Annotated in this window: 20 protein-coding genes; 17 read left to right on the forward strand and 3 right to left on the reverse strand. The window is 57.6% G+C overall.

Going from position 1 to position 19,268, the window contains the following annotated elements; translation table 11 throughout:
• The first annotated feature begins 68 nt into the window (after positions 1–68).
• Together ATO67_RS02865 and rplI are read left to right on the forward strand one after the other, a co-directional pair.
• Positions 69–1,040 carry a hypothetical protein gene (locus ATO67_RS02865; protein ID WP_067643941.1) on the forward strand — a complete coding sequence of 324 codons (972 nt, stop codon included), beginning with the start codon at positions 69–71 and terminating at the stop codon, positions 1,038–1,040.
• Between the two features lie 14 nt (positions 1,041–1,054).
• The gene (rplI, locus tag ATO67_RS02870; RefSeq protein WP_067643944.1) at positions 1,055–1,636 is read left to right on the forward strand and encodes a 50S ribosomal protein L9; all 582 of its coding nucleotides are present in this window, start codon (positions 1,055–1,057) and stop codon (positions 1,634–1,636) included.
• A gap of 741 nt (positions 1,637–2,377) precedes the next feature.
• Here rplI and ATO67_RS02875 read toward each other — a convergent pair.
• Genes ATO67_RS02875 through ATO67_RS02885 form a run of 3 tightly spaced genes read right to left on the reverse strand, consistent with a single transcriptional unit; the run spans position 2,378 to position 5,586 of the window.
• Positions 2,378–3,445 carry an HlyD family secretion protein gene (locus ATO67_RS02875; protein WP_067643947.1) on the reverse strand — a complete coding sequence of 356 codons (1,068 nt, stop codon included), beginning with the start codon at positions 3,443–3,445 and terminating at the stop codon, positions 2,378–2,380.
• 18 nt (positions 3,446–3,463) lie between these two features.
• Entirely contained in the window at positions 3,464–5,122 is a 1,659-nt protein-coding gene (locus ATO67_RS02880; RefSeq protein WP_425352176.1) for an MFS transporter, read from the reverse strand.
• Between the two features lie 8 nt (positions 5,123–5,130).
• Positions 5,131–5,586: a MarR family winged helix-turn-helix transcriptional regulator gene (locus ATO67_RS02885; protein WP_067643951.1), complete on the reverse strand. Its 456-nt coding sequence runs from the start codon at positions 5,584–5,586 to the stop codon at positions 5,131–5,133.
• 330 nt (positions 5,587–5,916) lie between these two features.
• Here ATO67_RS02885 and ATO67_RS02890 point away from each other — a divergent pair, with 330 nt between their 5' ends.
• The 15 genes from ATO67_RS02890 (at position 5,917) to rarD (ending at position 19,263) form a co-directional block, all read left to right on the forward strand.
• On the forward strand, positions 5,917–7,413 hold the full coding sequence (locus ATO67_RS02890) for a replicative DNA helicase (protein ID WP_067643954.1): 1,497 nt from the start codon (positions 5,917–5,919) through the stop codon (positions 7,411–7,413).
• A 192-nt stretch (positions 7,414–7,605) separates the two neighbouring features.
• Complete coding sequence (gene alr / locus ATO67_RS02895; RefSeq protein ID WP_067643957.1) at positions 7,606–8,781, forward strand: alanine racemase; 1,176 nt, start codon at positions 7,606–7,608, stop codon at positions 8,779–8,781.
• Between the two features lie 64 nt (positions 8,782–8,845).
• Positions 8,846–9,103, forward strand: coding sequence for a type II toxin-antitoxin system ParD family antitoxin (locus tag ATO67_RS02900; protein ID WP_067643960.1), 258 nt, complete (start codon positions 8,846–8,848; stop codon positions 9,101–9,103).
• Positions 9,104–9,138: 35 nt separating this feature from the next.
• Positions 9,139–9,396 (forward strand): type II toxin-antitoxin system RelE/ParE family toxin, encoded by a 258-nt coding sequence (locus ATO67_RS22250; protein ID WP_082760122.1) that lies wholly within the window; start codon positions 9,139–9,141, stop codon positions 9,394–9,396.
• A gap of 5 nt (positions 9,397–9,401) precedes the next feature.
• Positions 9,402–10,802: a DNA repair protein RadA gene (radA, locus tag ATO67_RS02905; protein ID WP_067643963.1), complete on the forward strand. Its 1,401-nt coding sequence runs from the start codon at positions 9,402–9,404 to the stop codon at positions 10,800–10,802.
• A gap of 96 nt (positions 10,803–10,898) precedes the next feature.
• A complete protein-coding gene (locus ATO67_RS02910) occupies positions 10,899–11,486 on the forward strand; it encodes a CvpA family protein (protein ID WP_067643966.1) in 588 nt (195 codons plus the stop codon).
• Positions 11,487–11,625: 139 nt separating this feature from the next.
• Entirely contained in the window at positions 11,626–13,119 is a 1,494-nt protein-coding gene (gene purF / locus ATO67_RS02915) for an amidophosphoribosyltransferase (protein ID WP_067643969.1), read from the forward strand.
• A gap of 71 nt (positions 13,120–13,190) precedes the next feature.
• A complete protein-coding gene (locus tag ATO67_RS02920; protein ID WP_067643972.1) occupies positions 13,191–13,931 on the forward strand; it encodes an SDR family NAD(P)-dependent oxidoreductase in 741 nt (246 codons plus the stop codon).
• Positions 13,932–14,143: 212 nt separating this feature from the next.
• The gene (cysS, locus tag ATO67_RS02925) at positions 14,144–15,529 is read left to right on the forward strand and encodes a cysteine--tRNA ligase (protein ID WP_067643975.1); all 1,386 of its coding nucleotides are present in this window, start codon (positions 14,144–14,146) and stop codon (positions 15,527–15,529) included.
• A gap of 82 nt (positions 15,530–15,611) precedes the next feature.
• Positions 15,612–15,857: an antitoxin gene (locus ATO67_RS02930; protein ID WP_067643978.1), complete on the forward strand. Its 246-nt coding sequence runs from the start codon at positions 15,612–15,614 to the stop codon at positions 15,855–15,857.
• A complete protein-coding gene (locus tag ATO67_RS02935; RefSeq protein WP_067643981.1) occupies positions 15,854–16,267 on the forward strand; it encodes a type II toxin-antitoxin system VapC family toxin in 414 nt (137 codons plus the stop codon). The genes ATO67_RS02930 and ATO67_RS02935 overlap by 4 nt, the downstream gene beginning before the upstream one ends.
• Before the next feature lie 2 nt (positions 16,268–16,269).
• Positions 16,270–16,752, forward strand: a complete 483-nt coding sequence (locus ATO67_RS02940; RefSeq protein ID WP_067643984.1) for a GFA family protein — start codon at positions 16,270–16,272, stop codon at positions 16,750–16,752.
• Positions 16,749–17,213 (forward strand): GFA family protein, encoded by a 465-nt coding sequence (locus tag ATO67_RS02945; protein WP_067643987.1) that lies wholly within the window; start codon positions 16,749–16,751, stop codon positions 17,211–17,213. Before ATO67_RS02940 ends, ATO67_RS02945 begins: the two co-directional genes overlap by 4 nt.
• 9 nt (positions 17,214–17,222) lie before the next feature.
• Entirely contained in the window at positions 17,223–18,179 is a 957-nt protein-coding gene (gene pip, locus ATO67_RS02950; RefSeq protein WP_067643990.1) for a prolyl aminopeptidase, read from the forward strand.
• A gap of 169 nt (positions 18,180–18,348) precedes the next feature.
• Positions 18,349–19,263, forward strand: coding sequence for an EamA family transporter RarD (gene rarD, locus ATO67_RS02955; protein WP_067643993.1), 915 nt, complete (start codon positions 18,349–18,351; stop codon positions 19,261–19,263).
• Positions 19,264–19,268: the final 5 nt, after the last annotated feature.

Consider the following 19,268-nt stretch of genomic DNA (forward strand, 5'->3'; position numbering starts at 1 on the left):
ACCCATGTTGGGGACGCGGTTCTGACGGACCATCCTCTAACTGCTACAAAGTTCAGCAGGACAGCGAATTGCCAAAATTGAACCAGACAGTGCTGATTCCCGGCATTCTAGCCGGCATATGCGCAGCGTTCCTAACGCTCGGCGCAACCGCACAGTCGTCCATGTCTTTCCTGCTTTATGCCGCCTCCGCCATGCCGGTTCTCGTTGCCGGGCTGGGTTGGGGTAATGTCTCTGCCATCATCGCCATTCTGTCGGCAGCTTTCCTCGGCGCCCTCGCCGTCTCTCCCATCTTTGCCGTGACGATCGCGATTTTTACGCTGATCCCGGCTGGCTGGCTGTCTCACCTTGCCAATCTGGCGCGTCCGGCATCAGAGTTGGGTGGCCCTGACGATCTGATGGCATGGTATCCACTTTCTGGCATCGTTCTGCATCTCTGCGCGCTCATCACCGTGTCCGTTATCGTCCTCGGCACGATGATCGGTTATGGCCCAGACCTCGTCTCGCAGTTGGTCGATATGATGATGACTTCGGTGCAAACGCGCGAATCATCTTTCACACCGGATGCGACGGCACTTGCGCAGACGAAAACACTTCTGGTGCTGATGCTGCCGATGGTTCAGGGCGGTCTCTGGGTCATGATGCTGTTTGCGGCCTATTATTTCGCCAGCCGTGCGGTTCGCTCCTTCGGCAAGGGCCTGCGCCCGCGTGAAGATATCGCAGCGGCACTGCGCATGCACCGCAATGCGATCTTCATTTTCCTCGGCGGCATTGTCCTGACCTTTCTCGGCGGCACCGTGGCGATGGTTGGCGCTGTCGTCTGCGGCACCTTCGGCGCAGGCTTCGTCATGGCGGGCTATGCCTCCCTGCACCATCGTTCCAAGGGCAAGGACTGGCGCTGGCCGGTTCTGGTTCTGGCTTACATATCGGCGGTCTTCGTCTTTCCGCTGCTCATCATTCTTGTGCTTGGTTTGAGCGACGTGCGCAGCACGATCTCCCTCACGCCACCACGGAACCCTGACAATAAAGAAACCAAACCCTAGAAAGGATCAAGAAGATGGAAGTCATTCTTCTCGAACGCATCGCAAAGCTTGGCCAGATGGGCGAAACCGTAAAGGTTCGCGATGGCTACGCACGTAACTTCCTGCTGCCACACGGCAAGGCACTTCGCGCCAACGCTGCCAACAAGACCCGTTTCGAATCCGAGCGCGCAACGCTCGAAGCTCGTAACCTTGAGCGCAAGTCCGAAGCACAGACCGTTGCCGACGCATTGGCTGGCAAGAGCTTCATCGTTGTTCGTTCCGCTGGCGAAACCGGCCAGATGTACGGCTCTGTTGCTGCCCGTGACGTTGTTGAAATCCTCGGCGCTGAAGGCTTCAACATCGGCCGCAACCAGGTCGAACTCAACACACCGATCAAGACCATCGGTCTGCACAACGTAACGCTTCACCTGCATGCCGAAGTCGAGCTTCAGGTTGAACTGAACGTTGCCCGTTCGGCTGAAGAAGCAGAGCGTCAGGCCAAGGGCGAAAGCCTCACATCCGCTGACGCCATCTACGGCGTTGACGAAGACGCTCTTCGCCCAGAAGACTTCTTTGATCCAGACGCAGAATTCAACGGCGAAGGCGACGACGAATAATCGTCTCTGGCCTGATTGACTGAAACAGAAACCCCGGATGGCAACATCCGGGGTTTTTGGGTTTTAGGGGGGATGTTGGCGGGTAGCGGGTGGGGCCTACCCCCCTCTGCCCTGCCGGGCATCTCCCCCACAGGTGGGGAGATCAAATCGCGGCAACCTCCCGGCCATCTCTAGCGTCGAGAGTGAAGGGGTGTCAGAGCGCCCAGCCGATCTCCCTCCTTGTGGGGGAGATGTCCGGCAGGACAGAGGGGGGTGAGCCCCATCCGGCACGGCAACAATTGATGTAATAAATCGGCTCAACCGAAAACCAAGCTTCGCCATTCACGCGGCGCTCTGCACCCGTGGCTTGCTTTACCTCGACCCGAGAACACACGCAAATGCGGATATGTCTTTGGTTTGGTGTTTGTCGTTGGCTCCGCATTTGCGTGGCCCCTGTCGTCTTGCTCAAGCCGGATCGTACATGACCCGGCTTGAGTTTGATATGCAGTCTCCGGTGAAACCTGACCGCCTCGAGTTTCCGAAGCCGTGAATGGTCCTCGGGTCGAGGTGGCTGGGTCCACCGTTCCTAGTGTCTGGCTGCACGTCTACAGCCAGCCACCACGCCGCTCCGCCAAATGTTTCGCGACACATTGCGGCTGCGGACGTGGAGAGATTGTAGTCATGGGTTGATTGAGCGTGGAGAAAACTTTTTTTATTTTTTGAGTGGGATGTTGTGACGTTGCCGGATACCCCACCCGGCCGCTATTTCCGAACCGTTTCAGCACCGGCCGGTGCGACGCCCTTATCGACTCGCACCACCACGGACATGCCCGGCGAAAGCTCGGCAGCCAGCGGCTGGTCCGGATCAATGGAGATGCGCACGCCAAGACGCTGGGCGATCTTCACGAAGTTGCCCGTGGCGTTATCCGGTTTGATGACCGCGAATTCGGAGCCAGCAGCGGGGGCGAAGCGCTCTACCTTGCCCGTCAGCTTCCTGCGGTGCAGGGCATCGACGGAAATCGAAACCACCTGCCCTGCTTCCATTCCGGCAAGCTGCGTTTCCTTGAAGTTGGCAACGACCCAGATATCATGCGGCACGACCGCCATCAGCTGCGTACCGGCTGCAACATACTGGCCTACGCGAACGCCGACTTCGCCGAGCTTGCCGTCCCTTGGCGCATGGATTTCCGTATTTTGCAGATCGATCTTGGCCAGCTCGATGGCTGCGTCCGCATTGGCGACGGCCGCCTGCAACGAACCTCTGTTAATGATGATGGTCTGGAGATCCTGTCGTGCAACCTCGAGCGCTGCCTTGGATTGGGAAAGACCGGCGCGCGCTTTATCCAGATTGGCCTGCGCTTCTTCCTGCACGCTGGATATTCCCGCACCACTGCGGACAAGACTATCCTGACGGTCAGAGGCAAGCTGCGCCTGCTTGAGAGAGGCTTGTGCGCCATCGACTGCCGCTTCACCAGAAGCGATATTAGCCTTTGCCGCTATCTCCTGCTGGCGGGAGTTGTCGAATGCTGCCTTCTGGCTATCCAGAGATGCTTGCGCCTGTGCCAGCTTCTGGCGGAAGATGCGGTCATCGATCTTCGCCAGAAGGTCCCCTTGCTTGACCTCCTGATAATCCTTCACCGGCACATCGACGACATAACCGCTGACCTGCGGGCTCATGGTCGTGACATAGCCGCGCACATAGGCGTTATCGGTCATTTCCACGGAGCTGGAAAACGGCGGCAGCCGCCATGCGTAAAGCACCAGCGCCACACCGGCGACGCCGCCCAGAAGAACGATGAGAGTAAGAGGCGTGAATATTTTTTTCAGCATTTTTATATCTCGGGACAATCAGGATTGAGGTGCGGCCACGGTCTCGTCTTCGCTTTTCAGCAGAGACTTGAGACGTAACCATGCAAGATGAAGCAAAAGCATGACAAGAGCAGCAGCGGCACAAACTGAAATCAGCAGGAACGTGTCGTTATAAGCCAGAATATAGGCCTCGCGCGTAACCTGCGCGCCAAGCAAAGAAAGACCTTCTGCCTTCAACAATGCCGCATCGGTGATGACGTGGCTGTAGCCGGCAGACAACTGGCTGACGCGTTGCGCCACCTGCGGGTTCTGCAACAGAATGCTTTCCACCAGAATATTCGAATGGAATTTTTCCCGCAGCGTCACGAAGGAACCGAGAAGACCGGTTGTCAACATGGAGCCCGTAATCTGCGTAAACAGGAAGATGGTGATGAAGTTGACCAGGTAAGGTGGGCCCTTCGCCAAGGCTGCGCCAAACCCCTTCGCCATAACCGGCGGCAGGAACATGGCCGCACCGAAGGCTATCATGGCCTGGCTCAGATACATCTGTTCTGGCCGCACGACATTTGTCAGACCGCTATCCATGAAGGCACCCAATGCAATCAGCGTCAACGCGATGACATGGGCGGTATCGACATATTTCGTCAGCATCAACAGCGCGCACAGACCACCGCCGAGCAGTGTCGCCACAATGATGAGCGCATAGAGCCCCCCAGTCTGCTCGTTCAGGATGCCCAGTTGCTGGTAGAGGCTGACAGCGGTGGAGGATTGCTCCGAGGACACAGCACGGTAGATCAACAGGATCGCGATCAGATGCAGGTTGGTGCGGGAGAATATCCAGCGCAAATCCAGCATCGGATTTTTTCGGGGAAGCTCGATCATCGTCATCAGGGCAAGAAGGCCGATGGAGGTCGCCAACAGGACGCCAAGCCACCACGTTTCGAACCACCAGTAGAAGCGGCCGAGCGTGAGGAATACCGCGAGACAGCCGAGGCCACCGGCAAACAGCAGGTAACTCACTATATCAATGCGCTCTATGACCTTGGCACGCGGTGGTGGCGTTAGCGGCAAAAGATAGATGATGGGCAGCACGGCCAGAGAAAGCCCGACCTCCATCGTATAAAGTGCCTTCCAGCCATCGATATCCAGTAATTCAGGTGAAATAATGCGTGCGAGCGGTGCGGAGAGAAGCGTGCCTGTCAACGCGATGCTGAGGCCCAGCGTTAGCTTGCGCTGTACAGGAAACGCTTCGAGAATATAGAGAAAGCCGAGCGACGACAGGGGTGCTGCCGCCATGCCGCTGACGAAACGCACGACGATGGCGGAATGCAGATCCGTCACGAAGAGGTTGAGACAGGAGGCCAGCACGAAACAGATGATGCTGATTTCCGCAAAGGGACGCAGCCCATATTGCTGGCGCACCTTGAACAGCGCGATGGAGAAGGTGGCGTAAGGTGCCATATAGGCCGCCGACAGCCAGGCGACTTCCGCAATCGTTGCCGAAAACTCGCCCTGCAACTGGTAGATATTGGCCATGACTATGTTCATGCCCATGCCCTGCGTTACGAAGAACGACAGACCGGCGGCGATGTAAAGCAGCTTCGCGAAGAAGGATTTTTCCGCAGGTGGCGCGGGTGTGGCCGGTGCTTCCGGCACCTGTTCAGATACCTCGTCTTGAGCGTCCTGAATGTTCGAAATGGCATTGCTCACGACTGCACCTTTTCGCCAGCGAGGTTTTGCAGGTTGGCGGACAGGCGGCGAACGACGTCCAGGGCGGCGCTGATGTCGTCGGTCGAAACATCGGCAGCGATGTCGGCGCGCATGGATTTCGCCTGCATATGCACATCCTCGAATGTCGTTACACCATCTGGCGTCATGTGAATGCGCTTTGCCCGGCGGTCGATCTCGTCAGAACGCCGCTCAATGAGGTTTTGTTTCTCCATCGCATCCAGCACGCGAACGAGCGTTGGCGTCTCTATTTCAAGCTCCTCGGCAAGCTCCTTTTGCGTCAGCGGTCCTCGGCGCGACAGAGCAAAAAGCGCCCGGGCGCGGGCAAGTGTCAGCCCCTGCTCCGCCACTCTGGCATCGAAGAAGGATCTGAGCTTTCGGTTGAACGCCGCCATCTCATCGAAAAGCTGCTCTTTTTCAGTCGCACGGGACAAGTAATTAGACCTTACAATTAGCACGCTACCTATTTCATCCCTATTTATTTTCGTGATCAGGAATATGCAAGAGGCTTTGTTGAAATAGCAGCCATGCCGTAAACTCATGGCGGGTGGAAACCGATTCGTTTCCGTGGTCATGACGCTCACGGATCAGCCTGTGGATTACTGTTGACAACACAATTTGTGAGGCCGCTTGCTACCGTTCCGGCAAGCCTGCACGCCACTGTTGCCGCATTGTCCTTGACTGCCGCTGCCGCTCGCTTCAAACCGGCAGGCTTGCAAGAAACGAAGGCTCCGAACCAGCCTCAAGGGAGATCACAGAAAACCATGAACGACGCTGTGAGGAAGATCACCCCCGCCCCGGCTGCTGAACCGCTCTACCGCGAAGCGCCGAACAACATCGAAGCGGAACAGGCACTGCTGGGTGCCATTCTCGTCAACAACGATGCCTATTACCGCGTTTCCGACTTTCTGAAGCCCGTGCATCTCTACGAGCCGCTTCACCGCAAGATTTTCGAGGTCGCTGGCGATATCATCCGCATGGGCAAAACCGCCAACCCGGTTACCATCAAGACGTTCCTGCCCGCAGACGGCAAGATCGGCGACCTGACGGTTGCGCAGTATCTTGCGCGCCTTGCGTCGGACGCAGTCTCCATCATCAACGCCGAAGATTATGGGCGCGCCATTTACGACCTCGCGCTACGCCGTGCGCTGATCCAGATCGGTGAGGACGTCGTCAACATTGCCTATGACGCGCCGCTGGATATGCCGCCGCAGACGCAGATCGAAGATACCGAACGCCGCCTGTTCGAGCTGGCTGAAACCGGTCGTTACGACGGCGGCTTCCAGTCGTTCAACGATGCTGTTTCTCTTGCCATCGACATGGCCGGTGCAGCATTCGAGCGTGACGGCAATCTCTCTGGCATCTCCACCGGCATCCACTCTCTGGATGGCCGCATGGGTGGCTTGCAGCGCTCCGACTTGATCGTGCTTGCGGGACGTCCCGGTATGGGCAAGACCTCGCTTGCCACCAACATCGCCTATAATATTGCCGCCTCCTACGAGCAGGAAGTGCAGCCGGATGGCTCTTACAAGGCGAAGAACGGCGGCGTTGTCGGCTTCTATTCGCTCGAAATGTCGTCCGAACAGCTGGCAACGCGTATTATTTCCGAACAAACCGAGGTGTCGTCTTCGAAAATCCGCCGTGGTGAAATCACTGAGGCCGATTTCGAAAAGCTGGTGGCGTGCAGCCAGATGATGCAGAAGGTGCCGCTCTATATCGACCAGACCGGTGGTATCTCTATCGCCCAGCTCTCCGCCCGTGCGCGCCGCCTCAAGCGCCAGCGTGGCCTCGATTGCCTGGTGGTAGACTATATTCAGCTGATGACGGGTTCCGGCAAGGGCGGCGAAAACCGCGTGCAGGAAATCACCCAGATCACCACCGGCCTGAAGGCGTTGGGCAAGGAACTCAACGTTCCCATCATCGCGCTCTCACAGCTCTCCCGTCAGGTGGAAAGCCGAGAAGACAAGCGCCCGCAGCTTTCCGACCTTCGTGAATCGGGCTCCATCGAGCAGGACGCGGACGTGGTGCTGTTCGTGTTCCGTGAGGAATATTACGTCAAGAACATGGAACCGCGCGATATTTCCGACCCGAAATATGCCGAATGGGAAGCTCTGTTCGACAAGGTCAAAGGCACGGCCGACGTCATCATCGCCAAACAGCGTCACGGACCGACGGGCACGGTGAAGCTTGCGTTCCAGGCGGAGTTCACCCGCTTTGCGGATCTGGCCGATCCATCGTTTACGCAATACGAAGAACATTGATCCGAACACTGCCCCGCTTTAGCCAGAGTGGGGCAGAGTCATTTCAGTGGCTTGGCCATAGCGGCTCACAATTGGATTCCACAAACGTCGTGACTCGAGACATTGTGGATAGACGAAATTTGACCAGATCCGTCATGAGCGTCTTCAACAACACTGATAGATCATGGCCATATTTTTCAGCGGTGCAGAATTATGACAGACGACTTCGACGACAGCTTTTCCGAGACTGAAACCGATGCGTTCGACACCGCGCCGCTTCGTGTGACCGTTGATCTTGTCGCGCTTGCCGATAACTGGCGCGCCATGTCCAAACGTTCCGGAAAGGCGCGGGCCAGTGCCGTGGTCAAGGCGGATGCCTATGGCATGGGGATCGAGGATTGCGGTGCGACGCTTTATCATGCGGGTGCGCGGGACTTCTTTGTCGCCACCGTTGCCGAGGGCGAAACGCTGCGTCCACATGCACCGGAAGCACGCATTTTCGTCCTTTCCGGTATATGGCCGGGACAGGAGCGGCAGGTTTTCAACAATGATCTCGTGCCGGTCATAGCATCGGAAGAACAGCTTTCCTTCTGGATGGGCACACTGGCGGAGCGCGGAGACCACCCCTTCGCACTGCATGTCGATACGGGCTTCAACAGGCTCGGCCTGCCGCTGCATGATGCGCTGTTTCTGGCCGATGATACGACGCGTCCTGCCAGCTTCGATCCTGTCCTCGTGCTATCGCATCTGGCGTGCGCCGACACGCCATCATCCCCCATGAACAAGGCACAGCTTCAGTCATTCCGGCAGGTTAGCGCCGCCTTCGAAGGAATCGAATCAAGTCTTTCGGCCTCCGCTGGCATCTTTCTGGGGCCAGACTATCACTTCGATCTTACCCGTCCGGGTATCGCGCTTTATGGTGGTGAAGCCGTCAGCGAGATGGCCAACCCGATGCGCCCGGTTGCAAAGGCCGAAGCGCGCATCATTCAGATCCGTGATGCCGGTGAAGGCCAGACTGTCAGCTATGGCGGCACCTTCATTCTAAAGCGCGCCAGCCGATTGGCGATTGCATCCGTCGGTTATGCGGATGGCTACCACCGCTCCCTTTCGGGTTCCGGCATTCCCCTGCGCGAAATGGGCTATGGCGGGGCTTACGGCTTCATCAATGGCTACGAGGTGCCGGTTGCGGGTCGCGTAACGATGGACCTGACGATTTTCGACGTCACGGACGTGCCGCCAAACGCCATCCGCGCGGGTGATTACATCGAACTTTTCGGTCCCAACGTGCCTGTGGATGAGGTGGCGCGGGCGGCAGGAACCATCGGTTACGAAATGTTGACGGGACTTGGATTGCGCTACGAGCGACAATATCTGATCGAAGACGAGTGAAGCTTTTCTTGCCCCTTGGAAAGCGCCGAAGACCTGTGCTATACGAGAACAAAAGGAGATCGAAATGACCGAAATCCATCTCAGCGAGCAGGATCGCAAGTTCATTGATGAGCAGGTGAAGGCTGGCGCATTCGAAGATGCGGATGCTGTGGTTCACGCGAGCTTGCAGTTACTTGGAAGTGAACAAGAAGAACTCAAGCGAATGATTGCGGACGCGGACGCGCAGTTTGAGCGTGGGGAATACCTCACGTTCACCACCGCAGACAATTGGGCTGATTCCATTATAAAAAGAGGAATGAGCCAATTAGACCGAAGCAGCTAATTTACTCCCCTCTCGCTGATCAAGACCTTCTTGAGATGTTTCTTTGGATAGCGGCCGACGACACGATGACGGCTGCTGCATTCATCAGAGACCTAACGAGAAAAATAGAATGGATTGCGGCCAGTGGTTTTCCGGGACTACCGCGCGATGAGCTTTCCCAAGGACTGAAAGCGCTGCCTTACAGGCAACGCTGCATATATTTTCGTATCGAGGCCGATACCGTACGCATTTTGCGTGTCATGCATGGCCGCAGACACCTGTCTCCTAAAGACTTCAAACAAGAAGAAAACTGACATTTATGGCCAAAGCCAAGACACAATTCATCTGCCAGAACTGCGGCACCGTTCACACTCGCTGGGCGGGTAAATGCGAGGGCTGTGGTGAGTGGAACACCATCGTCGAGGAAGATCCGATGGGCGGCATCGGCTCTGGTCCGGGCAAGACGCCGAAAAAGGGGCGGCCTGTGACCCTCACCTCGCTGTCCGGTGAAATCGAGGAAGCGCCGCGCATTCCCACCGGCATGAGCGAGCTGGACCGGGCGACCGGCGGCGGTTTCGTGCGTGGGTCTGCGGTGCTGATCGGTGGCGATCCCGGCATTGGTAAATCCACGCTGCTGATGCAAGCGGCGGCAGCCCTTTCTCGGCGCGGACATCGCGTCGTCTATGTCTCGGGCGAAGAGGCGGTGGCGCAGGTTCGGCTGCGGGCTCAGCGTCTGGGTGCTGCCGATACCGATGTTCTCTTGGCAGCCGAGACGAATGTCGAGGATATTCTGGCGACGATTTCCGAGGGCAAGCGGCCGGATCTGATCATCATCGACTCCATCCAGACACTTTGGAGCGATACGGCTGATTCCGCACCCGGAACCGTGACCCAGGTGCGCACCGGCGTTCAGGCCATGATCCGTTTTGCCAAGCAGACGGGTGCCACCATGGTTCTCGTCGGCCACGTCACCAAGGACGGGCAGATCGCAGGTCCGCGTGTGGTCGAGCATATGGTGGATGCGGTGCTGTATTTCGAAGGCGATCGCGGCCATCATTACCGCATCCTGCGGACCGTCAAGAACCGCTTCGGCCCCACCGACGAAATCGGCGTGTTCGAAATGTCGGACAAGGGTCTTCGCGAAGTCTCCAATCCGTCCGAACTGTTCCTGGGCGAACGTAACGAGAAATCGCCGGGTGCCGCCGTCTTTGCGGGCATGGAGGGAACGCGCCCGGTGCTTGTCGAGGTACAGGCTCTGGTCGCGCCCACATCGCTTGGTACGCCGCGCCGCGCCGTGGTCGGCTGGGATTCGTCGCGGCTGGCCATGATCCTTGCCGTGCTGGAGGCCCACTGCGGTGTGAAGCTTGGAAGCCACGATGTTTACCTGAATGTCGCGGGTGGCTACCGCATTTCAGAACCGGCGGCAGATATGGCGATTGCCTCTGCACTGGTTTCATCGCTTGCCGGTCTTGCCCTGCCCGCCGATTGCGTCTATTTCGGCGAGGTCAGCCTGTCGGGCGCGGTCAGGCCCGTGTCGCACACGGGGCAACGGTTGAAAGAGGCCGAAAAACTCGGTTTTTCCACCGCATTTTTGCCGTCGGCCTCTGCTGAGTTGCCGAAGGGTTCCAAAGGGCGCTGGACCGAGATTGAAAGCCTGCCGGACCTTGTCTCTCGCATCGCGGGTTCAGGCAATCGGTTCAGACAGGTTGAGGAAGACTAAGATTGATCCTTTCGCTGGCTAAACGGCTAGTGTAAGAGGAACGAAAGTTGGCACAGTGGCGCTTCCATTCAGTGTCGCGACCTCCGGAGTTGGTAAATGCCCATTACGATTTTCGACGGCATCGTTCTCGCCGTTGTCCTGTTCTCCGCTGTTCTCGCCATGGTGCGAGGGTTTTCGCGTGAAATTCTGTCCATCGCCAGTTGGGGTGGTTCGGTCGCAGCCGCCTATTATCTCTATCCGATGCTGTTGCCCTATGCGCGCAACTACACGGATGACGACAAGATCGCGATTGCCGGTTCTGCCGGTGTCATCTTCCTCGTCGCGCTCATCATCATTTCGTTCATAACGTCGCGCATTGCCGATTTCATCATCGACAGCCGCATTGGCGCACTGGATCGCACTTTAGGCTTCCTGTTCGGCGCAGCACGCGGCATTCTTCTGTTGGTGGTCGCCGTTGCCTTCTGGAACTGGCTGGTCGATGTCAGAACGCAGCCGACATGGGTGACGCAGGCAAAATCCAAGCCGTTCCTGGATGGCCTGGTCGCCAAGCTGGAAGCGGCGTTGCCTGATAATATCGAACCGCAAATCCGCGCACGCATTCTCGGCAAGCCGCCGGAGGGTGCCACCGAACAGACACCTGCAGACGATGCTCCGGCAACGACCGCGCCGACCACGACGAATTGACATCAAGCGCGCCTTGCAATGCATGCAGGGCGCGCTATTTGTGCTAGACATTCACTTCAAGCAGCAGACAGACCACACTGGTAGAATAACGCTCACCAGCGCGGTTTTTGTTTTTGGTACTTAAGCAAAGGCAAGCCAGATGAACGAGCCGCTTTCGCATTCCACCCTCAACGACATTCTCGATGGCGATACGTTGCATGAAGAATGCGGCGTATTCGGCATTCTGGGGCACCCGGATGCGGCGGCACTGACGGCACTTGGTCTGCATGCTCTCCAGCATCGCGGTCAGGAAGCCGCAGGCATGGTGTCGTTCGATGGCAAGCGTTTCTACCAGGAACGCCACATGGGCCTCGTCGGCGATCACTACACCAACCCGGCTACCCTCGCCCGTCTGCCTGGCTCGATCTGTATAGGCCACACGCGCTACTCAACGACTGGCGAAGTGGCGATGCGCAACGTACAGCCCCTGTTTGCCGAGCTGGAAGAAGGCGGCATCGCGGTTGCCCATAACGGGAACTTCACCAATGGTCTGACGCTTCGCCGCCAGATCATCGCAACCGGCGCCATCTGTCAGTCCACCTCGGATACGGAAGTCGTTCTGCATCTCATCGCCCGCTCCCGCCATTCCTCCACGGCCGATCGCTTCATCGATGCCATCCGCCAGATGGAAGGTGGCTATTCGATGCTGGCCATGACGCGTACCAAGTTGATTGCCGCCCGTGACCCCACGGGCATCCGCCCACTTGTCATGGGTGATCTCGATGGCAAGCCGATCTTCTGCTCGGAAACCTGTGCACTTGATATCATCGGCGCTAAGTTCGTGCGCGATGTGGAGAACGGCGAAGTTATCATCTGCGAGATACAGCCGGATGGCTCTGTCACCATCGATGCCCGCAAGCCGGTCAAGCCGCAGCCCGAGCGTCTGTGCCTGTTCGAATATGTCTATTTCGCCCGTCCCGATTCCGTCGTGGGCGGACGCAACGTCTACACGACCCGCAAGAACATGGGCAGCATTCTGGCCCGCGAAGCGCCGCTCGAAGCCGATGTCGTTGTTCCGGTGCCGGATGGCGGAACACCTGCGGCTCTTGGCTTTGCTCAGGAAAGCGGCATTCCGTTCGAATATGGCATCATCCGCAACCACTATGTCGGTCGTACCTTCATCGAGCCGACGCAATCCATTCGTGCGTTGGGTGTGAAGCTGAAGCATTCCGCCAACCGGGCGATGATCGAAGGCAAGCGCGTCGTTCTGGTGGATGACTCCATCGTGCGCGGCACAACCTCGGTCAAGATCGTGCAGATGATCCGCGAAGCCGGTGCCAAGGAAGTTCACATCCGCGTTGCCAGCCCGATGATTTTCCACCCGGATTTCTACGGCATAGATACGCCTGACGCCGACAAGCTGCTGGCCAACCAGTATGCAGATGTTGCTGATATGGCGAAATTCATCGGCGTTGATTCTCTGGCGTTCCTGTCCATCAACGGTCTCTATCAGGCCGTTGGCGGTGTGGATCGCAACCCGGCTCGCCCGCAGTTTACCGACCATTATTTCACCGGTGAATATCCGACCCGCCTGCTCGATAAGAACGGCGAGTCCATGGGCAACAAGATTTCCATGCTGGCCAGCAACGGCTGATCCACGTTCGCCCGCGCGCCATGCGCGGGCTTTCGGCCCATGGCCGCACGACATCATTCTCGGGGGAGACAATGACGACAGACCTCAAGGGCCGCATCGCGCTCGTTACCGGCGCATCCCGCGGCATTGGCTATTTCACGGCGCTGGAACTGGCAAAAGCAGGCGCGCATGTGATTGCCTGCGCCCGCACGGTTGGTGGTCTTGAAGACCTCGATGATGCGATCAAGGCTGCGGGTGGCACCGCGACATTGGTGCCTTTCGACCTGGCAGATATGAATGCCATCGATGCGCTCGGTGCTTCCATCAACGCGCGCTGGGGCAAGCTGGATATTCTCGTCGCCAATGCCGGCGTTCTCGGCGTCATTTCGCCTGTCGGCCACATCGAAGCGAAGGTGTTCGAAAAGGTGATGACCATCAACGTCACCGCCACATGGCGGTTGATCCGCTCGGTTGAGCCACTTTTGCTGAAATCAGATGCTGGGCGAGCGCTGATCCTGTCATCCGGTGCACCGCATTCCTGTCGCCCGTTCTGGGGCGCTTACTCCACCTCCAAGGCCGCCGTCGAAGCGCTGGCCCGCACATGGGCGGCGGAAACGGAAAAGACGGCGCTTCGCGTCAACAGCATCAACCCGGGTGCTACGCGCACCGCAATGCGTGCGCAGGCCATGCCCGGCGAAGACCCTGATACCCTGCCCCATCCATCCGAAGTTGCCGCAGCCCTTCTGCCGCTGACTTCACCGGCGCTGACGGAAACAGGCAAGATTTATGTTGTCAGAGACCGTAAATTTGTCAGTTACCGCGCACCGGAATGACGATAGCGAATGGTGCGCTGCCTCTGCACCATCGCTCTTGACCAAATCCGCCTGCCGTTTCATAACGCAAGCCATGAAAACAACGATCTGCTGCTGTTGCTGAGTTAAATTTTGCTGGTCTCACACCCGGCCAGATCGTTTTCGTCTCCCGAAAGGTCAAAAGCAGACAAACGTTCCGGCTGGGAAACTGATTGCCCTTAAGGAAGTGCCACATGTCCTTGCGCCTGAAACTTCACAACACGCTGACCCGCGAAAAGGCTGATTTTCAGCCGATCGACGCCGACAATGTCCGCATGTATGTCTGCGGCCCGACAGTCTATGATTTCGCCCATATCGGCAATGCCCGTCCTGTCATCGTTTTCGACGTGCTCTATCGTCTGCTACGCCACGTCTATGGCGATGCGCATGTCACCTATGCGCGCAACATCACCGACGTCGATGACAAGATCAACGCTCGTGCGCTGCGCGATTACCCCAACCTGCCGCTGAACGACGCCATCCACGCGGTGACGGAAAAGACGGCGCAGCAGTTCCATGACGACGTCGCCATGCTCGGCTGCCTTGAGCCAACCGTCGAGCCCCGCGCCACCGACAACATTCCTCAGATGATCGAGATCATCGAAAAGCTGATCACGCGCGGCCATGCCTATGTCGCGAGCGGTGAAGTGCTGTTCGATACGAAATCCATGGGTGATTACGGCCAGCTTTCCAAGCGACCGCTGGATGAGCAGCAGGCTGGTGCGCGTGTCGCAGTCGAGGTCCATAAGAAAAGCCCCGGCGATTTCGTGCTTTGGAAACTGTCCAGCCACAACGAACCCGGCTGGGAAAGCCCGTGGGGTCGCGGTCGTCCGGGCTGGCATATCGAATGCTCGGCCATGGCCGGACGTTACGTCGGCGAGGTCTTCGACATTCACGGCGGCGGGCTGGACCTGATCTTCCCGCACCATGAAAACGAGATCGCCCAGTCCCGCTGCGCCCACGGCACGCAGGTCATGGCCAATGTCTGGATGCATAACGGCTTCGTGCAGGTCGAAGGCCGCAAGATGTCGAAGTCGGATGGCAACTTCATCACCATTTACGAGTTGCTGCACACGGAAAAATTCGGCGGTCGCCAATGGCCGGGCGAAGTGCTGCGCCTTGCGATGCTGATGACGCATTACCGCGAGCCGATCGATTTTTCGGTGAAGCGGTTGGAGGAGGCCGAACGCCTGCTGGCCAAGTGGCCTGCGGCTGACGTTGGTGATGTCGAACCAGACGAAACCATTCTGGACGCGCTGGCCGACGACCTCAACACCGTAGCTGCCGTGCAGGCTCTGCATGCACTTGCCCAAGCCGCCAATTCCAACCCGGAAAAACTGCCTGCATTCGCTGCAAGTGCAGAATTGCTGGGTGTTTTACCGAAAAAGGCGGAGGTGGATGAGGCTATTGCCGATGCCATAGACTCACTTGTCGCCATGCGTCTTGAAATGCTGAAGGCGAAGAATTTCGCGGAGGCAGATCGCATCAGGGACGAGCTTTCTGCCAAGGGCATTCAGTTGAAGGATGGCAAGGACAAGGAGAGTGGTGAGCGGGTGACGACCTGGGAGATCAAGCGGTAGCCTCAATCTGTTATGATCGCTTTCTTGCGTCCTCCTGATATTAGGCCTATGCTGAAGCATATGCCTAATAATTGAGGTTACGATGAGCGCGGAGCGACACGTCAAGCTATTCCGAAACGGACGCAATCAGGCGGTTCGTATCCCCGTGGAATTCGAACTTCCTGGTGACGAAGCGGTCATGCATAAGGATGGTGACCGCCTGATCATTGAGCCGACTGATAGTCGCAAGGGCAATATCATCGAGTGGTTGCGGCAGCAGGACCCGCTTGAGGAAGATGTCCCTGAATTTGATCTCGATGAACCGCCACCGAGGTCTGTTGATATATGACGACAGCGCGCTACATGCTGGACACCAATATCGTGTCCGACGTTGTCCGAAATCCATTCGGACTCACCGCAGAAAAGCTTTATCATCTCAACCAAGATGACATCTGTATAAGCTCAATCGTTCTCTCAGAAATTCTCTTCGGCATTAAGCGCAAGGGATCAGCAAGGCTTTCGCATCTGGTCGAAGGGCTGCTCAACCGAATAGCGGTTGTCGATTACGATGCACCTGCAGCCCGACATTATGCCGATATAAGAACGTCTTTGGAGCAACGCGGCACACTGATTGGCACAACAGACATTTTCATAGCAGCGCATGCACTCTCACTGGGTATCATTCTCGTCACCAACAATATCAGGGAATTTTCTCGCGTAGAGGGACTAAAGCTCGAAAACTGGATCAAAGGGAGCTAGTCATGACACATTCCATCCACACCGGTGGCTGCCAATGTGGTGCGATCCGTTTTCGTGTCGAGGGCGACCTGAACGACGCATCCATCTGCCATTGCCGCATGTGCCAGAAGGCGTTCGGGGCTTATTATGCGCCGTTGGTTTCCGTGCGTGGTGCCGACTTCACATGGACGCGGGGCGAGCCGAAGCGGTTTCGGTCTTCCAGTGTCGTGAGCCGTGGTTTTTGCGCCGATTGCGGCACGCCGCTGACCTATGAGGCGCCTGACGGTATGGCGGTTGCAGCGGGGGCGTTTGACGACCCCTCGGCTTTTGCGCCATCAATGCAATGGGGTATCGAACGGAAGATCGGCTTCGTGGATACTCTCCATACCCTCCCCGCCGTGCCGACGGAAGACGATTTGACATCGGTGGACTATCTAGCCGACCTTACATCCTATCAGCATCCCGACCACGACACGCAGGCGTGGCCACAGGAGAAAAATCAATGAGTGAAGCGGGTTATTCCGGTGGTTGCCAGTGTGGCGCGGTGCGGTTTCATGCGGGCAAGATTGGCCGCCCCTCCATCTGCCATTGCCGCATGTGCCAGAAACAGTTCGGCAATTTCTTCGGTGCGCTGGTCACGGCGGATCAGGCGCATCTGACATGGACGCGCGGGCAGCCAAGTCTTTTCCGCTCCTCTGCCAAAATCCATCGCGGCTTTTGCAACAAATGCGGCACGCCACTGACCTATCATCATCCCGGCGGCGTCGAGATTGCTATCGGCGCATTCGATCATCCGCAGGAGATCGAGCCGCAGGTTCAGGTCAACGTGCATATGCAGATGCCGTGGATCAAGACGCTATTCGACAAGCCACATGCGGAGCAAAGCCTGGATGAGAACACCATGGTCTCTTACCAGCACCCGGACCATGATACCGAGGTTTGGCCACCTGAAGACAGTGTGAATTGAGGACAATAGATGAGTGACACCTTGCGCAGCTTTTATCCAGAGATCGAACCCTTCGAAACCGGCATGCTGGATGTGGGTGATGGCCATGTGATCTACTGGGAGCGTGTCGGCACAAAAGGCGGCAAGCCTGCGGTTTTTCTGCATGGCGGCCCCGGCGGCGGAGTCACCCCTACGCACCGGCGCGTGTTCGACCCGGCCCTTTACGACGTCATCCTGTTCGACCAGCGCGGCTGCGGACGCTCCACGCCGCATGCGTCTCTGGAGGCCAATACCACATGGCATCTGGTGGCGGATATGGAGAAGCTGCGGGAAAAATTCGGCTTTGCGACATGGCAGGTGTTTGGCGGTTCATGGGGCTCGACGCTGGCGCTTGCCTACGCGGAAACGCACCCGCAGCGTGTGAGCGAGCTGGTACTGCGCGGCATCTACACCCTGACCAAGCCTGAACTGGACTGGTATTACCAGTTCGGCGTCTCCGAAATGTACCCGGACCGCTGGGAAACCTTTATCGCGCCCATTCCCGAGGCCGAGCGCCACGAAACAATGGCGGCCTATAACCGCTATCTGACCGGCACGGATGAAAAGAAGAAGCTGGAATGCGCCAAGGCGTGGAGCCAGTGGGAAGGCGCGACGATCTCACTGGTGACGGACCAAGGCCGTGTGGATGAGTTCGGCGAGGACCAATATGCAATCGCCTTTGCACGCATCGAAACCCATTACTTCGTCAATGCCGGATGGTTCGAAGACGGCCAGCTTCTGCGCGATGCCTATAAGCTCAAGGATATTCCCGGCGTCATCGTGCATGGACGCTATGACATGCCCTGCCCGCTGAAATATGCCTGGCAGCTTTCCAAGGCGTGGCCGAAGGCCGATCTGCACATCGTGGAGGCCGCAGGCCACGCGCTCAGCGAACCCGGCATTCTCGATCAGCTCATTCGCGCAACGGATCGCTTTGCAGGCAAATAACGCGAATCTTTACAAAGCAATAGCAACGCCGCCTGATATTTCGATTCAGGCGGCGTATCCATTTTTTCAGCAGATGAAGCTTTTTTCACCAGATTCTTCACACGAATGAATTGGTATATAACGTCAAAGAAGAATAGGCCGGTGCTTTCCTGTTCAACTGGCGGCTCCCATGGCAATGAACCAGACAATTCCCGCCCCGCAATCTGGCGATAGCACACGCGGGTTTGTATATGCTCTCGTCGCCTACATCCTGTGGGGCTTTCTGCCGTTTTACATGAAGGCGGTGGCGCATGTGTCGCCCTTCGAGATCATCGCGCATCGTGTCGTCTGGTCGGTGCCGATTGCAGCCGCCGTGCTGATCATCCTTGGCCGTACCACCGAAATCAAAAAGGCGCTGACCACACCGCGCATGCTGGCCATGGCCAGCCTCACAGCGTCCATCATCAGCATCAATTGGGGCATTTACATCTGGGCCATCGGCACGGGTCGCGCGCTGGATGCTGCCCTTGGTTACTTCATCAATCCGCTGTTCAGCATCTTTCTGGGTGCCGTGCTTTTGAAGGAAAAACTGAGCCGCGTGCAGATTTGCGCGATCATGCTGTCGGCGTCGGCGGTTGGCTTGCTGACCTGGCATGCGGGCAGCCTGCCATGGGTTTCCGTTGCGCTGACGGTATCCTGGGGCTTTTACGCCTTCTTCCGCAAGACACTGCCGATTGGGCCAACGCAAGGCTTCCTGCTGGAAGTGCTGCTGCTCACCCCGCCTGCGCTGGCCTTCATCATCTATCTCATGAGCACCGGTCAGGCGCATTTCATGGCGGGAACGCCGACGGATACATGGCTGTTGATTGCCAGCGGCATCGTAACAGCCACGCCGCTGATCTTTTACGGCAATGGCGCAAAGCTGCTGAAGCTCTCCACAATCGGCATCATGCAGTACATCGCCCCATCGATGATCTTCATCATCGCCATCTTCGTCTTCCACGAACCGTTCGATACGGTGCGCCTCATCGCTTTCATCATGATCTGGTTGGCACTGGTGATCTATACCGTGCCGGGCCTGATACGAAGCAGAGCGTCGAAATAGGCTTT

It is taken from the genome of Agrobacterium bohemicum, from assembly GCF_001562555.1.
Classification (GTDB): Bacteria; Pseudomonadota; Alphaproteobacteria; order Rhizobiales; family Rhizobiaceae; genus Agrobacterium; species Agrobacterium bohemicum.